General features: G+C 71.2%; 17 protein-coding genes. 11 read left to right on the forward strand and 6 right to left on the reverse strand.

Features of this window, described 5'->3' with window-relative positions; genetic code table 11:
- Positions 1-375 precede the first annotated feature (375 nt).
- From AB0M39_RS18250 to AB0M39_RS18260, 3 genes are all read left to right on the forward strand, one after another.
- The gene (locus tag AB0M39_RS18250) at positions 376-2,400 is read left to right on the forward strand and encodes an MMPL family transporter (RefSeq protein ID WP_365365533.1); all 2,025 of its coding nucleotides are present in this window, start codon (positions 376-378) and stop codon (positions 2,398-2,400) included.
- A gap of 61 nt (positions 2,401-2,461) precedes the next feature.
- Positions 2,462-3,670 carry a histidine kinase gene (locus AB0M39_RS18255; RefSeq protein WP_365365414.1) on the forward strand — a complete coding sequence of 403 codons (1,209 nt, stop codon included), beginning with the start codon at positions 2,462-2,464 and terminating at the stop codon, positions 3,668-3,670.
- Complete coding sequence (locus tag AB0M39_RS18260) at positions 3,667-4,335, forward strand: response regulator transcription factor (protein WP_365365416.1); 669 nt, start codon at positions 3,667-3,669, stop codon at positions 4,333-4,335. The genes AB0M39_RS18255 and AB0M39_RS18260 overlap by 4 nt, the downstream gene beginning before the upstream one ends.
- A 359-nt stretch (positions 4,336-4,694) precedes the next feature.
- On the opposite strand, the gene AB0M39_RS18265 is transcribed toward AB0M39_RS18260, so the two are convergent.
- Positions 4,695-6,056, reverse strand: a complete 1,362-nt coding sequence (locus AB0M39_RS18265) for an FAD-dependent oxidoreductase (RefSeq protein WP_365365418.1) — start codon at positions 6,054-6,056, stop codon at positions 4,695-4,697.
- 243 nt (positions 6,057-6,299) lie between these two features.
- On the opposite strand from AB0M39_RS18265, the gene AB0M39_RS18270 reads away from it, so the two are divergent.
- The 7 genes from AB0M39_RS18270 to AB0M39_RS18300 all read left to right on the forward strand — a co-directional run bounded on the left by AB0M39_RS18270 (position 6,300) and on the right by AB0M39_RS18300 (position 11,321).
- Positions 6,300-6,665, forward strand: a complete 366-nt coding sequence (locus tag AB0M39_RS18270; protein WP_365365420.1) for a helix-turn-helix domain-containing protein — start codon at positions 6,300-6,302, stop codon at positions 6,663-6,665.
- 114 nt (positions 6,666-6,779) lie between these two features.
- Positions 6,780-8,057: an MBL fold metallo-hydrolase gene (locus AB0M39_RS18275; RefSeq protein WP_365365422.1), complete on the forward strand. Its 1,278-nt coding sequence runs from the start codon at positions 6,780-6,782 to the stop codon at positions 8,055-8,057.
- Positions 8,058-8,199: 142 nt separating this feature from the next.
- Positions 8,200-9,027 carry a hypothetical protein gene (locus tag AB0M39_RS18280; protein WP_365365424.1) on the forward strand — a complete coding sequence of 276 codons (828 nt, stop codon included), beginning with the start codon at positions 8,200-8,202 and terminating at the stop codon, positions 9,025-9,027.
- Positions 9,028-9,076: 49 nt separating this feature from the next.
- The gene (locus AB0M39_RS18285; protein WP_365365426.1) at positions 9,077-9,346 is read left to right on the forward strand and encodes a DUF1905 domain-containing protein; all 270 of its coding nucleotides are present in this window, start codon (positions 9,077-9,079) and stop codon (positions 9,344-9,346) included.
- A gap of 28 nt (positions 9,347-9,374) precedes the next feature.
- A complete protein-coding gene (gene recO, locus AB0M39_RS18290; protein ID WP_365365428.1) occupies positions 9,375-10,121 on the forward strand; it encodes a DNA repair protein RecO in 747 nt (248 codons plus the stop codon).
- Between the two features lie 31 nt (positions 10,122-10,152).
- Positions 10,153-10,989 carry an isoprenyl transferase gene (locus tag AB0M39_RS18295; protein ID WP_365365430.1) on the forward strand — a complete coding sequence of 279 codons (837 nt, stop codon included), beginning with the start codon at positions 10,153-10,155 and terminating at the stop codon, positions 10,987-10,989.
- Positions 10,986-11,321, forward strand: coding sequence for a hypothetical protein (locus AB0M39_RS18300; RefSeq protein WP_365365432.1), 336 nt, complete (start codon positions 10,986-10,988; stop codon positions 11,319-11,321). Before AB0M39_RS18295 ends, AB0M39_RS18300 begins: the two co-directional genes overlap by 4 nt.
- A gap of 133 nt (positions 11,322-11,454) precedes the next feature.
- Here AB0M39_RS18300 and AB0M39_RS18305 read toward each other — a convergent pair whose 3' ends face one another.
- The 4 genes from AB0M39_RS18305 to AB0M39_RS18320 all read right to left on the reverse strand — a co-directional run bounded on the left by AB0M39_RS18305 (position 11,455) and on the right by AB0M39_RS18320 (position 14,660).
- The gene (locus AB0M39_RS18305; protein WP_365365434.1) at positions 11,455-11,889 is read right to left on the reverse strand and encodes a transcriptional repressor; all 435 of its coding nucleotides are present in this window, start codon (positions 11,887-11,889) and stop codon (positions 11,455-11,457) included.
- 55 nt (positions 11,890-11,944) lie between these two features.
- Entirely contained in the window at positions 11,945-12,838 is an 894-nt protein-coding gene (locus tag AB0M39_RS18310) for a metal ABC transporter permease (RefSeq protein WP_365365436.1), read from the reverse strand.
- 2 nt (positions 12,839-12,840) lie between these two features.
- Positions 12,841-13,599, reverse strand: a complete 759-nt coding sequence (locus AB0M39_RS18315; RefSeq protein WP_365365535.1) for a metal ABC transporter ATP-binding protein — start codon at positions 13,597-13,599, stop codon at positions 12,841-12,843.
- An 83-nt stretch (positions 13,600-13,682) separates the two neighbouring features.
- On the reverse strand, positions 13,683-14,660 hold the full coding sequence (locus AB0M39_RS18320) for a metal ABC transporter substrate-binding protein (protein ID WP_365365438.1): 978 nt from the start codon (positions 14,658-14,660) through the stop codon (positions 13,683-13,685).
- A gap of 207 nt (positions 14,661-14,867) precedes the next feature.
- Here AB0M39_RS18320 and AB0M39_RS18325 point away from each other — a divergent pair, with 207 nt between their 5' ends.
- A complete protein-coding gene (locus tag AB0M39_RS18325) occupies positions 14,868-16,250 on the forward strand; it encodes a glycine--tRNA ligase (protein WP_365365440.1) in 1,383 nt (460 codons plus the stop codon).
- Here AB0M39_RS18325 and AB0M39_RS18330 read toward each other — a convergent pair.
- Entirely contained in the window at positions 16,220-16,750 is a 531-nt protein-coding gene (locus AB0M39_RS18330) for a hypothetical protein (RefSeq protein ID WP_365365442.1), read from the reverse strand. The genes AB0M39_RS18325 and AB0M39_RS18330 overlap by 31 nt on opposite strands.
- Positions 16,751-16,912: the final 162 nt, after the last annotated feature.

Genomic DNA, 16,912 nt, shown 5'->3' on the forward strand with positions numbered 1-16,912 from the left:
ATAGGTGTGCTCTTCCTATCTCGCTTGTGGACGGACCCCGAGCTGTCGGGACCGGCAATCTCAGCCCGTCCGGCGCTTGAGCACAGAACCCACCCCCCCCGTACCCCCCGCCCCCGCCGTACACCCCCCGTACTCCCCCAGGAGTATTCCCACCCCACCCCCACCCCCCGCAGTAACCCCCATCTCGCTCCTCCGCGCGACGAATCCCCCCTCCCCCCACGGGAGTCTGGTTCTCGGAACAACCGATCACCGGACACCCGTGATGAAGGGGAGACACCCATGGGGCCCGTACCGACCGCCACCCCCACCCCACAGCCCACCCCGTCCCCGCCCCCCACCCGGCGGTGGCGTGTGCTGCCGGGGGCTGTGCTGGGGATGTGGATCGTCGTCATCGCCGTCGCCGGCCTCTTCGCCGGGAAGCTCGGCGACGTCCAGCGGGATCGGGCCGTCGACTATCTGCCCGCCTCCGCCGACTCCACCCAGGTCGCCAAGATCCAGGACGAGTTGCCGGGCGGCGAGTCCACCGACCTCGTGCTCGTCTACCACCGCGACGGCGGCCTCACCGCCGCCGACCGCGCCGAGGCCGCCCGCCAGGTCGACGCCGTCGCCGCCGACCACGTACTGACCGCCCGCCCGGAGGCCATCCCCTCCAAGGACGGCACGACCCTGATGTACCCGGTCTCCAGCACCGCGCCGGGGCAGGACGAGAAGGCCAGGGACGCGTTCGTCAACGCCGTGCGCGCCGCCGCCGACGGCGGGAACGGCCTGACCGCCGAAGTCACCGGCCCCGGCGCGTTCGCCACGGACGCCTCCGAGGTCTTCGATTCGCTCGACGGCCCGCTGCTCTACACCACCGTCGGCGTCGTCGCCGTCCTCTTGATCATCATCTACCGCAGCCCTCTTCTCTGGCTCGTGCCCCTCGTCGTCGCGGGCGTCGCCAACGCCCTCTCCATGGCCGTCGCCTACGGCCTCAACCAGGCCTTCGACGTCTCCATCACCGGACAGAGCTCCGGCGTGATGACGATCCTCGTCTTCGGCGCGGGCACCGACTACGCCCTGCTGCTCGTCTCGCGCTACCGCGAAGAGCTGCGCCGCACCCCCCGCCCGTACGACGCCATGGTCACCGCCCTGCGCGGCTGCGGACCCGCCGTCCTCGCCTCCTCCGGGACCGTCGCCGCCGGCATGCTCTGCCTGCTCGCCGCCGACCTCAACTCCAGCAGCGGCATGGGCCCCATCGCGGCGGTCGGCGTGCTGTGCGCGCTCGTCTCCATGACGACGCTGCTGCCCGCGATCTTCGTGCTGCTCGGCCGCAAGGTGTTCTGGCCGCTGGTCCCGGAGTACGGAAGCGAGCCCAAGGCCCGCCGTTCGGTGTTCGCCGCCATGGGCTCGTCCGCCGGACGCCGGCCCGTCGCCGTCCTCGCCACCGGCGCGGTCGTGCTCGGCGCGCTCGCCCTCGGCGTGCTGAACCTGCCCGGCCCCCTCAAGCAGGAGGACTCCTTCACCACCAAGCCCGAGTCCATCACCGCGACGCAGACCCTCGCCGCCGCCTACCCCGAAGTCGGCACCCAGCAGATCTCCGTGATGACCCCGACCGCAGGCGCGGACGCCGCACTGGCCGAGGCCCGCGCGATCGACGGCGTCTCCAGCGTCGAACGCGGCCGCAGCGGCGGCGGCTGGACCGAGCTGTCCGTACTCGCCGAGTCCGCGCCCGAGTCGGCGGGCGAGACCGCGACCATCAAGGCGCTGCGGTCCGGTCTGGACGGCTCGCACGTCGGCGGCCCCAGCGCCCAGCAGCTCGACCTCGAGGAGACCAACGCCCGCGACGAGAAGATCGTCATCCCGCTGGTCCTGGTCTCCGTCCTGCTCATCCTCGTCGCCCTGCTGCGCAGCCTCGTCGCCCCGCTGATCCTCGTCGTCGCGGTCGTCGCCGTCTGGGGCGCGGCCCTCGGCCTCGGCGGCCTCCTCTTCGAGTCGTTCGGGCTCGAAGGCTCCGACCCGGGGCTGCCCCTGCTGTCCTTCGTCTTCCTCGTCGCACTCGGCGTGGACTACGGCATCTTCCTGATGCACCGGATGCGCGAGGAGTCCCTCGCCGGCGCCGAGCCCACGACCGCCGCCCTCACCGCCCTGCGGACCACGGGCGGGGTCATCGCCTCCGCGGGCCTGGTCCTCGCGGCGACGTTCGCGGTGCTCATCAACATGCCGCTGGTGGGGCTCGTCCAGCTGGGCTTCGTCATCGCGGTAGGTGTGCTGCTCGACACCTTCCTCGTCCGCACCTACCTCGTCACCAGCGCGAGCGTGCTGCTGAACCGCAAGGTGTGGTGGCCGGGCCCGCTCAGCCGCGCGCCCGAGCCGGAGTCCGCGGCGCCGCGGGAGCCCGCCCCCGCGCCGTCCCTTCCGTAACGAGACGACCCGACCGGACGCCCCTCCCCGGAGGGGCGTCCCCTGCATGAGGATGGGAGCCGTGGAACGCACCGAGCCCTCGCGCCTCGGCGACCGCGTGGTCGCCGCCCTCACCCGCGACCCGAGCCAGGCCCCGCACGCCGTCCGCAACGACGCCGTGCTCGCCGCCGTCCTGTCCGCCGTGGCGGCATTCCTCGCCTTCACCCTCTGGGACGACGGCCGCCGCCCCGACGCGCTCGGCTGGGTCCTGCTCCTCGGCGCCCATGTCCCCCTCGCCTGGCGCCGCCGCCGGCCCATGCTCGTCGTGGTGCTCGTCCTCGCGTGCGTCGTGCCGTACCACGCGCTCGACAACATGCACCTGGCGCCGATCCCGGTGTCGATGATCGCGCTCTACACCGTCGGCGCCACCGGCCGCCCGCTGCGGACCGTCCTCGTCGGCGTCTTCGTCGTCACCATGACCGTCATCATCCAGCTCACCTCCAGTCCGCACGAGGCCGTCGAGGCCCTGCGCATCTCCGGCTGGATCGCCGCGGTCCTCTTCTTCGGCATGGACGTACGCCTCTACCGCCAGTACGTCGCCTCGATCGTCGAGCGCGCCGAGCGGGCGGAGCGCACCCGCGAGGAGGAGGCGGCGCGGCGGGTGGCCGAGGAGCGCCTGCGGATCGCCCGCGATCTGCACGACCTCCTCGCCCACTCCATCACCCTCATCGGGGTGCAGACGTCCGTCGCCGCGCACATCCTGGCCGTCGACCCCGACCGCCTGGACCGGGCCGCCGTCGCCAAGGCGCTCGACGACATCGCGGAGACCTGCCGCACCGCGAGAGGCGAACTCCGCACCACCCTGGAGGTCCTGCGGACCGACGCCCCGGGCGTGGACGGACCGCTGCCGGACCTGGCGTCCCTGCCCGATCTCGTACGGTCGGCTAACGCGGACCTGAGCGTGCGCACGGGCGACGCGCGGCTGCCGCCGGCCGTCGAGGCGGCGGCGTACCGCATCGTGCAGGAGTCGCTGACCAACGCGGTACGGCACGGGGGTCCGAGCGTGCGGATACGCGTCGAGGTCCGACTGCGCGACGAGGCGCTCGCCGTCACCGTCGCCGACGACGGCGAGGCCGCCCTGGGCGGAACGGGAGGCTCCGGCTACGGCATCGTCGGGATGCGCGAGCGCGCCCGCAGCGTGGGAGGCACACTGTCCGCGGGCCCGCGCGAGGACGGCGGGTTCACCGTGGCGGCGACCCTGCCGCTTCAGCCGACGGAGGCCCTGGCATGAGCGTGATACGAGTACTGCTCGCCGACGACCAGACCCTGGTCCGGGCGGCGTTCGCGATGCTCGTCGAGTCCGCGCGCGACATGGAGGTCGTGGGCCAGGCGGGCACGGGCGCGGAGGCGGTCGAGCTGGCCCGCTCCGAGCGCGCCGACCTCGTCGTCATGGACATTCGCATGCCCGAGCTCGACGGCATCGAGGCGACCCGCCTGATCGCGGCGGACGACGACCTCGCGGGCGTGAAGGTCCTGGTCCTCACCACGTACGACACCGACGAGCACGTACTGGAGGCCCTGCGGGCCGGCGCGTCGGGCTTCCTGGTGAAGGACACGAAGCCGGCGGACCTCCTGGCGGCGATCCGCACGGTCGCGGCGGGGGAGTCCCTGCTCTCCCCGGGCCCGACCTCCCGCCTGATCGCCCGCGTCCTCAGCGCCCCGGCGGACCCCCCGACGATGGGCGGCCCGGACGGCCTGACCGACCGCGAACGCCAGGTCCTGGCCCTGGTCGCGAGGGGCCTGAACAACACGGAGACCGCGGAACGGCTGGGCCTCAGCCCCCTGACGGTGAAGACCCACGTCAGCCGAATCATGGGCAAGCTGGGCGCGCGGGACAGGGCGCAACTGGTCATCGTGGCGTACGAGTCGGGGCTTGTGACACCGGGTGAAACGTAGGCCGCGGGCCCTCGTCGGCGCTCCGCCCCGAACCCCGCGCCTCAATCGCCGGCGGGGCTCAACATGGCCCATGTCGGGGCTCCGCCCCGAACCCCGCGCCTCAATCGCCGGCGAGGCTTGATGTGCCCGGCTCCTGCGCCTCGATCGCCCGCGGGGCTGGGACGCCCGGGGGCAACTTAAGCCCGTCCTGGGGGCACCTCCCAGCGGTAGCTGGGGGAGATTGAGGACACGCCGAAGGCGTAGGGGGTCCGGGGCGGAGCCCCGGGTTACGGCGGGTGCGGGGCTTGGATGCCCCGGGCCCTCGTCGGGGCTCCGCCCCGAACCCCGCGCCTCAAACGCCGGCGGGGCTCAACGCGGCCTCACGCCTCGCTCGCCTCGATCATCGCCTCGCGCTCGACGATCTTCACCCGCTCACGCCCCTCCGCCGCCCCCAGCGCCTTCTCCGCCTCGTCCAGGCGGTACCAGCCCTCCCAGGTGGTGTAACGGACGTTCTTGGCCTCGAGGAACTCGACGACCGCGTCCTCGCCGGGCGCGCCCGGCGTGACCAGGCGGTCGGCCGCGAAGTCCGCCAGCAGGTTCGCCACCGTCTCGTTGGCGTCGCCCTTGGTGTGGCCGATGAGGCCGATCGGGCCGCGCTTGATCCAGCCGGTGACGTACGTCGAGGGCATGTGCTCGCCGCCCTCGATCACCCGGCCGGCCTCGTGCGGGACCGTCCCGGACTCCATGTCCCAGGGGAGCTTGGGCAGTTCGTCGGAGAGGTAGCCGACCGCCCGGTAGACCGCGCCCACGTCCCACGTGTGGATCTCACCGGTGCCCTTGACGTTCCCCGTGCCGTCCAGCTCCGTGCGCTCGGTGCGCAGGCCGACGACCTTGCCGTCCTCGCCGAGCACCTCCGTCGGGGACTCGAAGAAGTGCAGGAACAGCTTGTGCGGCCGGTCGCCGACGTCGCGGATCGCCCAGTTCTCCAGCGTCTTGGCGACCATGTCCACCTGCTTGTTGGACCGCCGGGTCGCGATGGAGCCCTCGTCGTAGTCGATGTCCTCGGGGTTGACGATGACCTCGATGTTCGGCGAGTGGTCCAGCTCGCGCAGCTCCATGGGGCTGAACTTCGCCTGCGCGGGACCGCGTCGCCCGAAGACGTGCACCTCGAGGGCCCTGTTCTTGGCGAGGCCGTCGTAGACGTTCTGCGGGATCTCCGTCGGCAGCAGCTCGTCCGCCGTCTTCGCCAGGATGCGGGCCACGTCCAGCGCCACGTTGCCGACGCCGAGCACGGCCACCTTCTCCGCCTCCAGCGGCCAGGTGCGCGGCACCTCCGGGTGGCCGTCGTACCAGGAGACGAAGTCGGCCGCGCCATAGGAGCCGTCGAGGTCGATGCCGGGTATGTCCAGCGCCCGGTCCTTCTCCGCGCCCGTAGAGAAGATCACCGCGTCGTAGAACTCGTGCAGGTCGTCGAGGGTGATGTCGGTCGGGTAGTCGACGTTCCCGAAGAGCCGGATCTGCGGCTTGTCGAGCACCTGGTGGAGCGCCGTCACGATGCCCTTGATCCGCGGGTGGTCGGGCGCGACGCCGTACCGGATCAGCCCGAACGGCGCGGGCATCCGCTCGAAGAGGTCGATGGAGACACCGGGCTCGGAGGCGGCATCGGACTTCAGCAGAGCGTCGGCGGCGTAGATCCCGGCGGGGCCGGCTCCGACGATCGCGACCCGCAGGGGGCGGCGCATGACAGGTTCCCTTCGAGCGAGGCCCACCGGGGCAGGATCCGGCGGGGGAGCCGGTTCGGCGCAAGCGGCGAGAACCGTCTCGTACGCCACCCTGGCGACGATGCTCCCGCCGCGGTACCCGTCCTGTACCTATGGGCTCATAAGCCTGATCTATGACCCGGCGCCCAGGGAGGGCACGGGTAAGGACACCCTAACCTCCCCCTCTCCGCCCCTCGCACCCGCCCCTTGCCCCACACTCGTCCCATGCATCTGAGCAAGACGAATCCGTACTCCGCCGCCTGCCCCGGCCGGCCGCTGATCGACTTGATCGGCGCCAAGTGGACGATCCTGGTCGTCGGCTGTCTGACCAGGGGCGCGCTCAGGTATCACGAGCTGGCCGGGCAGCTCGACGGAGTCACGCCCAAGGCGCTCACTCAGACGCTGCGCCAGCTCGAGCGCAACGGACTGGTCCGCCGCACGGTCCACCCGGTGGTCCCGCCGCACGTCGAGTACGAGCTGACGCCGACCGGCCACACCCTGCGCGAGCCGCTGGAGGCGCTGCTCGGCTGGACCGACGACAACATCGAGGTGTGTCTTGCGGCACAGCGGGGCTACGACTCAGAGGGCTGAGCTGTGAGCTCTCCTCCCGGATAGCGACTATCCAGAAAGTGCAATCTTCAACCATTGGCCTGGAATCCCTAGCGTGACCGGCGTATCGCCAGCCAAGGACTCAGGGAGAACGCCATGTGCGAAGAAGAGCAGCCGCAGCCCCAGCCGCCGTCCCAGTCGCAGCCCCAGCCGCAGTCGCCGTCCCGCCGGGGCGTCCTGCGCTGGGGAGCGGTCGCCGCCGCTGTGCCCGCGGCCGCGGGAGTGGCCGCCCTGGCCTGGCCGACCGGCGCGTCCGGCGCTTCCGCCGGGCAGGCGTCGGCGGTCGGCGGCGCGTTCTACCGGACCGCCCCCGGCGACACCCTCCGCGGCATCGCCGCCCGCTTCCTCGGCTCCGAGGAGCGCTGGTCGGAGCTGTACCAGCTGAACCGCAAGGCCCTCGGCAGGGAGACCGCCCCCAGGCCCGGACTCCAGCTCGCCCTCCCGGAGTCCCCGAACGGCGCCCGGAGCCGCGCCTACGCCCCGCTCCCCGCCACCGCCCGCCCCCTCCCGGTGCCCGCCGAGGGCTACCGCCTCGACCGGATCGGCGACGCCCTGTACGCCGTGACCGCGGGCGGCACCCAGGCCGCGTTCCTCGTCACCGACGCCGGAGTCGTCGTCGTCGACGCCCCGCCCTCGCTCGCCGAAGCCCTCCCTGCGGCCATCCGCCGCGTCACCGGCCGCAAGGTGACCCACCTCGTCTACAGCCACGACCACGCCGACCACACCGCCAACGCCGCCGCCTTCGGCGACGTCGTCCGCATCGCGCACACCGCGACCGCGGAGAGGATCAAGGCCAACCAGGACCCCGGCCGCCCCATGCCCACGGTGACCTTCACCGACCGCTACCGCCTCGACGTCGGCGGCCAGCGCCTGCTGCTCAGCTACCCCGGCGCGAACCACGAGGCCGGCAACATCCTCATCCACGCCCCCCGCCAGCGCGCCGCGATGATGGTCGACGTCGTCATGCCCGGCTGGGCGCCCTTCCGCGCCTGGGGCACGGCCGACAGCGTCCCGGGCGTGCTGCGCGCCCACGACCAGCTCGCCCGCATGGACATCGACACCTACATAGGCGGTCACGTCCACCGGCTCGGCACGAAGGAGGACGTCGAGGTCTCCCGCGAGTTCGTCCAGGACCTGTGGAAGGAGACGGGCAAGGCGATAGCGGGCACGGACATGGGCCCCTTCTTCGGCAAGGTCGAGGCCGGGAACAACTGGGCGGGCTTCGACCTCTACCTCCAGGCCGTCGCCGACAAGGTCGAGCCCGTCGTCCACCGCAAGTGGCTGGGCCGCCTCGGCGCGGTCGACGTCTTCACCCGCGAGAACGCCCTGACGGTCGCCCTGTCCCAGATCGTCGACGCCCCGCGGGATCTCTGAGCCGCGAGGCGTGCACGGCCGGGCGGCCCCAGACAGCGCGGTCGGCGGGGCCAGACGTCGCACAGTGCGGCCTCACGCGGCAGGCTGGGAGCTATAGGGGATCTGCCGGGCACTCCGGCGCCACCCGGAAAGGGCCCCCGCCATGAGAAGCGCCACCGCCACCGGACCGGGCGGCCGTATCGACAGCCTGCTCGACACCCCGATCGTCGGAATGCTGCCGTGGATCCTCTTCTCGGTCCTGGCCGGCCCCGGCCGCTTCGAACTGGCCGTGGGCCTCGCCCTCGCGGCGGCGGTGCTGATCCTCGTGGCGACCCGAGTGGTCAACCGCGGCAGCTCGGTCAAGATCCTCGAAGTCGCGGACGTCGTCTTCTTCGCCGTGATGGCCGTTATAGGCGCCTTCGCCTCCGCCGGAACCTATGAATGGCTGGAGACGTACGCGAACGAGGTCTCCAACATCGCCCTGGTGCTCATCGCCTTCGGCTCCATGGCGGTAGGGGTGCCGTTCACGATCCAGTACGCACGCGAGCGCGTCGACCGCGAGCACTGGGGCTCGCCGCACTTCCTGCGCGCGAACTACGTGATCACGGGCGTGTGGGCGTGCGCCTTCCTGGTGGCGGCGCTGGCGGGCGCCTATGGCGACGCCGTCCTCCACAACCCGGACAACGTGTGGACCAACTGGATCATCCAGGTCGCGGCGATCGTGGTCGCGGCGCGCTTCACCGAGTGGTACCCACGCGTCGTCGCCAGCCGCGCGAGCTCGGGCAAGCCGGGACCGCCCGTGCGGAGCATGCTGATCCCGCTGGTCGGCCTGCTCATCCCGATCGGCGTCGTGGTCCTGATCTTCGACGCGGCGGCCTCGTGGTTCGGCGTCGCCCTGATCATCACAGGGGTGCTGCTGGCCCGCGCGATCGGCAAGGACACGGAGATGACCCACGACGCGAGACGCCACCGCCGCGGGCGCCTGAAGTAGGCGCGGGGGCGCGGCGATGAGTTCACGCGCCCGTCGCAGTCATAGCTGCATGGACAAGAAATTCACGGCAACGCTGCAGAAGAGCCCGGCCAAGGGCGGCTGGACCTATCTCGTGTGGCCCGAGTCGGTCGACTTCTTCAAGACGCGCGGGCTCGTCAAGGTCCGCGGCACCATCGACGGGCACCCCTTCGAGAGCTCGTTCATGGCCCTGGGCGACGGGACCCACAAGCTCCCGGTGAAGGCGGACGTCCGCAAGGCGATCGGCAAGGAGGAGGGCGACTCGGTCACCGTCCGGCTTCAGGAGCGGGTGGCGAACTGATCGCTTGCGCGTACGGGACAATGGCGCCATGAGCCTGTTCCGTGATGACGGCGTCGTCCTGCGCACCCAGAAGCTGGGCGAGGCCGACCGCATCATCACGCTGCTTACACGCGGTCACGGGCGCGTACGGGCCGTCGCGCGCGGTGTGCGGCGGACCAAGTCGAAGTTCGGGGCGAGGCTCGAGCCCTTCTCCCATGTGGACGTGCAGTTCTTCGCGCGCGGCAGCGAACTCGTCGGGCGCGGCCTCCCCCTGTGCACCCAGAGCGAGACCATCGCTCCGTACGGCAGCGGCATCGTCGCCGACTACGCCCGCTACACCGCCGGCACCGCCATGCTGGAGACCGCCGAGCGCTTCACCGACCACGAGGGCGAGCCCGCGGTCCAGCAGTACCTCCTGCTCGTCGGCGCCCTGCGGACCCTCGCCCGCGGCGAGCACGAGCCGCATCTGATCCTCGACGCGTTCCTGCTGCGCTCCCTCGCCGTCAACGGCTACGCGCCCAGCTTCGACGACTGCGCGCGATGCGGCCTGCACGGGCCCAACCGGTTCTTCTCCGTCGCCGCGGGCGGCGTCATATGCGGCGACTGCCGGGTACCCGGCAGCGTCGTACCCTCTGCGGAGGCCATCGGTCTGCTCAGCGCGCTGCTGACCGGCGACTGGCCTACGGCGGACGCCTGCGAGCCGCGGCACGTCAGGGAGGGAAGCGGACTGGTCTCCGCCTACCTGCACTGGCACTTGGAGCGCGGTCTGCGCTCGCTGAGGTACGTCGAGAAGTAGTCAACGCACAGAATTGGGAGATGTGAGCCGCATGGCACGACGCGGAATCCTGGGCCGGTCCCGCCGCGAGTACAAGGTCCCCGAGCCGCACCCCTCCGGCGCGCGCCCGCCGAAGATCCCCGGCGAGCTGGTGCCCGAGCACGTCGCCGTGGTCATGGACGGCAACGGACGCTGGGCCAAGGAGCGGGGGCTGCCGCGCACCGAGGGCCACAAGGTCGGCGAGGGAGTCGTCCTCGACGTGCTCAAGGGCTGCCTGGAGATGGGCGTCAAGAACCTCTCCCTGTACGCCTTCTCCACCGAGAACTGGAAGCGCTCGCCCGACGAGGTCCGCTTCCTCATGAACTTCAACCGCGACGTCATCCGCCGCCGCCGCGACGAGATGGACGAGCTCGGCATCCGCATCCGCTGGGTCGGACGCATGCCGAAGATGTGGAAGTCGGTCGTCCAGGAGCTCCAGATCGCCCAGGAGCAGACGAAGGACAACGACGCCATGACGCTGTACTTCTGCGTCAACTACGGCGGGCGGGCGGAGGTCGCCGACGCCGCGAAGAAGATCGCGCAGGACGTCGCGGCGGGTCGGCTCGACCCGTCGAAGGTGAACGAGAAGACATTCCAGAAGTACCTGTACTACCCGGACATGCCGGACGTCGACCTGTTCCTGCGGCCCAGCGGCGAGATGCGCACCTCGAACTACCTGATCTGGCAGAGCAGTTACGCCGAGATGGTCTTCCAGGACGTGCTGTGGCCGGACTTCGACCGCCGTGACCTGTGGCGCGCCTGCCTCGAGTACGCCCAGCGGGACCGCCGCTTCGGCGGCGCGATCCCCAACGCGGGAGAAGCGGGCGCGGGGACGGGCACGTCTGCGTGAAGGCTCGTGGATGCGGGGGCGCCGCGCTGGTCGTGTGCGCGGCGCTGCTCGCGCTGCTGAGCCTGGTGTTCACCCTCGAGATGGAGACCATGGTCGGCCTCCGCGACAACACCGCGGGGATCGCGGCGTTCTTCGCGCTGCTGGCGACGGGCTGCACGGTGGGCGCGGTCGCGACCTTCGGCTGGCGCTCGAAGGGGGCGCTGGTGGTGGGGCTGTGTCTGGGGGCGGTGCTGGTGTGGCGGTGGTACACGCTGGCGCCGATGATGCACTGCTCGGACTACAACAGCGTGGGGCGCAACGACGACGGCACGTACGACTGCTACGACCGGTAGAGGAAATCAGCCCCGCCGGCGGGGCAGGGTGCTCGCCTCAAGCGCCGGCGGGGCTGGGTGTTCGCCTCAAGCGCCGGCGGGGCTGGGGTTGAATCAGCCCGTCCGGCGATTGAGGACACACGCCCGCAGGGCGCTACTGCTTCGTCGCCGCCGCGCACTCCGCGCAGGTGCCGAAGATCTCCACCGTGTGGGCCACGCTCACATAGCCGTGCTGGGCCGCGACCGTCTCCGCCCACTGCTCCACCGCGGGGCCCTCGACCTCGACCGCCTTGCCGCAGACGCGGCAGACCAGGTGGTGATGGTGGTCGTCCGTCGAGCAGCGGCGGTAGACGGACTCGCCCTCGCTGGTGCGCAGGACGTCCACCTCGCCCGCGTCCGCGAGGGACTGGAGCGTGCGGTAGACGGTGGTCAGGCCCACCGAGTCGCCGCGGTGCTTGAGCATGTCATGGAGCTCCTGCGCGCTGCGGAACTCGTCCACCTCGTCAAGCGCCGCAGCCACCGCGGCCCGCTGCCGGGTCGACCGGCCTCGTACCGGGGCGGTGTTCCCGCCGATTGGCGCCGTGGTCACTGGAGCCTCCTCGCTTTGCCCGCACACATGTCGGGCCATTCTGCCAGGCCGCGGATCAGACCTTGACGTCGTCACTCGGCCATCGTGAGCTCGGCACATCCATGGTGCACTCCGTTCGGCTCGCCTCCAAGGCACGCGCACGCCGTCGCGCAAGGGGCGCGGCGAGCGCCGTCAGGACGATGAAGACGCCGATGGCGAGCAGCACGATCGTCGCACCGGGCGGCACGTCCTGGTAGTACGAGGCGGTGGTTCCCGCGAGCGAGACGCCCACGCCGATCGACACCGCCAGCGCGAAGGTCGCCTTGAAGGACCGCGAGATCTGCTGCGCCGCGGCCACCGGGACCACCATCAGCGCGCTGACCAGCAGCAGCCCGACCACCCGCATCGCCACGCTGACCGTGACCGCGGCCGTGACCGCGATCAGCAGGTTCAGGGCGCGCACCGGCAGCCCGGTCACCCGGGCGAACTCCTCGTCCTGGCTGACCGCGAACAGCTGCCTGCGCAGCCCCAGGGAGACCAGGATCACGAACCCGGCGAGCACCGCGATGGCCGTCAGGTCGTCGACGGAGACCGTCGACAGCGAGCCGAACAGGTACGAGCTGAGCTTCGCCGTCGACCCGCCGGCCGACATCTCCATCAGCAGGACGCCGCCCGCCATGCCGCCGTAGAACAGCATCGCCAGCGCGATGTCGCCGCGGGTGCGGCCGTACGCCCTGATCAGCTCCATGGTGATCGCGCCGGCCACCGAGACGAGCGTGGCCATCCAGATCGGGTTCGTCGACAGCAGGAAGCCGAGGCCGACGCCGGTCATGGCGACATGGCCGATGCCGTCGCCCATCAGCGCCTGGCGGCGCTGCACCAGATAGATCCCGACGGCGGGCGCGGTGATGCCCACCAGCACGGCCGCGATGAGCGCCCGCTGCATGAACGCGGAGTCGAGGATTTCCATGATCAGCTCAGCAGTCCCGTGCGGAGCGGCTCGTCGGCCGCGTGCGGATGTACGTGGTCGTGGCCGGGCAGCGCGTGCTGGCCCACGGCCTCGGGCGGCGGCCCGTCGTGCACGACGCAGCCGTCGCGCAGCACGACCGCCCGGTCGATCAGCGGCTCCAGCGCGCCCAGCTCGTGCAGGACCAGCAGCACCGTCGTGCCGGCCGCGACCTGCTCGCGCAGCGTGCCGGCGAGGACGTCCTGGCTGACCAGGTCCACGCCCGCCATCGGCTCGTCCATGATCAGCAGTTCGGGGGAGGAGGCGAGCGCGCGGGCGATCAGCACGCGCTGGTGCTGGCCGCCGGAGAGCGCCGAGACCGAGTCCTTGGCGCGGTCGGCGAGCCCGACGAGCTCCATGGCGCGCTCCACGGCCGCCTTGTCGGCGCGGGAGAGCCTGCCCAGCCTCGTACGCGAGAGCCGGCCCGAGGAGACGACCTCGCGGACCGTGGCGGGCACGCCGCTGGCCGCGGTGGTGCGCTGCGGCACATAGCCGACGCGCGACCACTGACGGAAGCGCCGCAGCTCGGCGCCGAAGAGGGAGATGGAGCCGCCGGTGAGCGGCACCTGGCCGATCAGGGAGCGGACGGCGGTCGACTTGCCCGAGCCGTTGGCGCCGAGCAGGGCGACGACCTCGCCCGGCTGGACCGTGAGATCGATGCCGCGCAGGACCGGGCGCGAGCCGAGCGAGGCCTGTGCCCCGCGGACGGTGATGACGGGCTCCATGACTGGTGCCTCCGGTTCCTGCTGCCGTACAGCGGCCTTCGCGGCGGCTGCCGTCGAGACAGCGGCTGTCGAGTCGACGGTGGTCACTTCGCGCCGAGCGCCTTCTTCAGCGCGGCGAGGTTGGACCGCATCACTTCGATGTAGTCCGCGCCCTTGGACTTCTCGGTGATCCCTTCGAGGGGGTCGAGGACGTCCGTGGCCAGGCCGGTGTCCTCGGCGAGGGTCTTCGCGGTCTTGTCGCTGGCCAGCGACTCGAAGAAGACGGTGCTGACCTTCTCCTTCTCGGCGATGGACTGGAGCTCCTTGACACGGGCCGGGGTCGGCTCGGACTCGGGGTCCAGGCCGGCGATGCCCTCCTGGTCCAGGCCGTAGCGGTCGGCGAGGTAGCCGAAGGCGGAGTGGGTGGTGATGAAGGTCTTCGTCGTCGTGTTCTTCAGACCGGCGGCGAACTCGGCGTTCAGGGCGTCGAGCTTCTTCGTCAGTGCGGCGGCGTTCTTCTTGTAGTCCGCCGCGTGGTCCGGGTCGGCCTTCGCGAGGGAGGCCTCGACGCCCTTGGCGACCTCGGCGTACCTCACGGGGTCGAGCCAGATGTGGGGGTCGGCGCCGTCGCCCTCGTGCGCGTGCTCTTCCTCGTGGCCGCCCTCGGCGTGCTCGCCGTGGCTGTGGCCGCCCTCGGCGCCGTGGTGCTCCAGCTCGGTGAGGGCTGCGGCGTCGACCTTGTTCTTCGCCTCGGACTCGGCGATGGCCTCGTCGACGGCGGGCTGCACGCCCTTGAGGTACAGGATGTAGCCGGCCTCGTTCAGCTCGGCGGTCTGGCGGGGCTTGAGCTCCAGATCGTGCGGCTCGACGCCGGGGCGGGTGAGGGTGGTGACGGAGACATGGTCGCCGCCTATCTCCTCGACGAGGAACTGCATCGGGTAGAACGACGCCACTGCCTTGAGCTTTCCGTCCTCGTCCCGGCCGTCGGCAGCGCTGGAGACCGAGCAGGCGGAGACGGCCATGAGGCCGAGCGCGACTGCTCCGGCGGTGGCGGCGGTGGGTATGAGGCGGCGTACGTTCATGACAGTCATTTTCAACAAAAGTGGAAACGATTGTCAACAAAGCCTTGGGTCGGCTCCGGAGCGGCCTGACGCCGGTACCGATTTGATCCAGGGGGTGCGGCCGCCGGTAATCTGAAGCATTCGCCCGCCGTCTTCTGACCGCCACCCCGCACCGAGGCGCTGTGCGCCGCTTTTGTCCCATCCCATCGTCGTAATGAAGAGAGCACCGTGGCCGCCGACAAGATCGACACCATCGTCAGCCTGAGCAAGCGCCGTGGCTTCGTCTACCCCTGTAGTGAGATCTACGGCGGTCAGAAGGCCGCCTGGGACTATGGGCCGCTCGGCGTCGAGCTCAAGGAGAACATCAAGCGCCAGTGGTGGCGCTACATGGTCACTTCCCGTGAGGACGTCGTCGGCATCGACTCGTCGGTGATCCTTGCCAGCGAGGTCTGGGAGGCCTCCGGCCACGTCGCCACCTTCACCGACCCCCTTACCGAGTGCACCTCCTGCCACAAGCGCTTCCGCGCTGACCACCTGGAGGAGGCGTACGAGGCGAAGCACAACCGTCTGCCCGAGAACGGCCTCGCCGACGTCAACTGCCCCAACTGCGGCAACAAGGGCCAGTTCACCGAGCCCAAGCAGTTCTCCGGTCTGCTCTCCACCCACCTCGGCCCGACCCAGGACTCCGGCTCCGTCGCGTACCTGCGGCCCGAGACCGCCCAGGGCATCTTCACCAACTTCGGCCAGGTCCAGCAGACCTCGCGCAAGAAGCCGCCGTTCGGCATCGCGCAGATGGGCAAGTCCTTCCGGAACGAGATCACTCCCGGAAACTTCATCTTCCGCACCCGCGAGTTCGAGCAGATGGAGATGGAGTTCTTCGTCAAGCCCGGCGAGGACGAGCAGTGGCAGGAATACTGGATGGAGCAGCGCTGGAACTGGTACCGCGACCTGGGTCTCCGTGAGGAGAACATGCGCTGGTTCGAGCACCCGGCCGAGAAGCTCTCCCACTACTCCAAGCGCACCGCCGACATCGAGTACCGCTTCCAGTTCGGCGGCAACGAGTGGGGCGAGCTCGAGGGCGTCGCCAACCGCACCGACTACGACCTCTCGGCGCACTCCAAGGCCTCCGGCACGGACCTGTCGTACTTCGACCAGGAGGCCGGCGAGCGCTGGACTCCGTACGTCATCGAGCCCGCCGCCGGCGTCGGCCGCGCCATGCTCGCCTTCCTCCTCGACGCGTACAACGAGGACGAGGCCCCCAACGCCAAGGGCGTCATGGAGAAGCGCACCGTCATGCGCCTCGACCCGCGCCTCGCGCCCGTCAAGGTCGCCGTGCTCCCGCTCTCCCGCAACCCGCAGCTCTCGCCGAAGGCCAAGGGCCTGGCCGCGGACCTGCGCAAGAACTGGAACATCGAGTTCGACGACGCGGGCGCCATCGGCCGCCGCTACCGCCGTCAGGACGAGATCGGCACGCCGTACTGCGTCACCGTGGACTTCGACACCCTCGACGACAACGCGGTCACCGTGCGCGAGCGCGACACCATGAAGCAGGAGCGCGTCTCCCTCGACCAGATCCAGGGCTACCTGGGCAGCCGCCTGCTCGGCTGCTGACGCGCCCCGCGGCAGCGCAGCAGTAGAGCGGTACGGCAGCACCGCACGTCAGAGGCCGGCCGGGCCCATCGCCCGGCCGGCCTCCGCGCGTCCCCGGCCGCGCGGACGTCCAGCGCCGCGCGGACGCCCTGCGCCGCCAGCGCCGCGCACAGGCCCGCCAGCGGCAGCTCAGCGCAGACCGCCATCGCCGCCGCCGTCGCGAACTCCGCGCCAGGCGCCGAGGTCAGCAGATCCATGCACGCGTCGGCCGCCCCCAGCACCGCGGCCCCGGCCGCCGGCGCCCGATGGCCGCCCGTGCCGCGGGCGAGCCGCGCGCCGGCCGTCAGCAGGCAGGCGGCCTCCAGCGCGTCGAGCGCCACCCACGCCGCGGCCTCGCGCGGCGGAAGCGTCGCGGCCAGGAACCCCAGCCAGGGCAGCAGGGCCAGGCCCGCGCCCGTCAGCAGCCTGCCCTGCCACAACCGGCGAACCGAGACAGGGGAGTTGCAGGCGATGAGAGCCATCGAGCGCGCCTCTTTCAGCTGTCGCGAACCCGGCCTTCGGGCTCGTGGTCAACACTCCTGTCCGGGGCGCTCGCCGTCAGTAGCGCAGCTTGCCGACCCGGGGTGGCGCCAGCTTCACCCCCGATGCGGCAACAGGCTTCATGGCAGCCGTCCGAGCCCGCC

Origin of the sequence: Streptomyces sp. NPDC051907 (assembly GCF_040681075.1) — a bacterium.
Classification (GTDB): domain Bacteria; phylum Actinomycetota; class Actinomycetes; order Streptomycetales; family Streptomycetaceae; genus Streptomyces.

Bases quoted from the DNA above. Each gene is read 5' to 3' on its own strand.
- AB0M39_RS18250 (WP_365365533.1), top strand. From the start codon at position 376: ATGTGGATCGTCGTCATCGCCGTCGCCGGCCTCTTCGCCGGGAAGCTC.
- AB0M39_RS18260 (WP_365365416.1), top strand. From the start codon at position 3,667: ATGAGCGTGATACGAGTACTGCTCGCCGACGACCAGACCCTGGTCCGG.
- AB0M39_RS18265 (WP_365365418.1), bottom strand. From the start codon at position 6,056: ATGCGCCGCCCCCTGCGGGTCGCGATCGTCGGAGCCGGCCCCGCCGGG.
- AB0M39_RS18270 (WP_365365420.1), top strand. From the start codon at position 6,300: ATGCATCTGAGCAAGACGAATCCGTACTCCGCCGCCTGCCCCGGCCGG.
- AB0M39_RS18275 (WP_365365422.1), top strand. From the start codon at position 6,780: ATGTGCGAAGAAGAGCAGCCGCAGCCCCAGCCGCCGTCCCAGTCGCAG.
- AB0M39_RS18280 (WP_365365424.1), top strand. From the start codon at position 8,200: ATGAGAAGCGCCACCGCCACCGGACCGGGCGGCCGTATCGACAGCCTG.
- AB0M39_RS18285 (WP_365365426.1), top strand. From the start codon at position 9,077: ATGGACAAGAAATTCACGGCAACGCTGCAGAAGAGCCCGGCCAAGGGC.
- recO (WP_365365428.1), top strand. From the start codon at position 9,375: ATGAGCCTGTTCCGTGATGACGGCGTCGTCCTGCGCACCCAGAAGCTG.
- AB0M39_RS18295 (WP_365365430.1), top strand. From the start codon at position 10,153: ATGGCACGACGCGGAATCCTGGGCCGGTCCCGCCGCGAGTACAAGGTC.
- AB0M39_RS18310 (WP_365365436.1), bottom strand. From the start codon at position 12,838: ATGGAAATCCTCGACTCCGCGTTCATGCAGCGGGCGCTCATCGCGGCC.
- AB0M39_RS18315 (WP_365365535.1), bottom strand. From the start codon at position 13,599: ATGGAGCCCGTCATCACCGTCCGCGGGGCACAGGCCTCGCTCGGCTCG.
- AB0M39_RS18320 (WP_365365438.1), bottom strand. From the start codon at position 14,660: ATGAACGTACGCCGCCTCATACCCACCGCCGCCACCGCCGGAGCAGTC.
- AB0M39_RS18330 (WP_365365442.1), bottom strand. From the start codon at position 16,750: ATGGCTCTCATCGCCTGCAACTCCCCTGTCTCGGTTCGCCGGTTGTGG.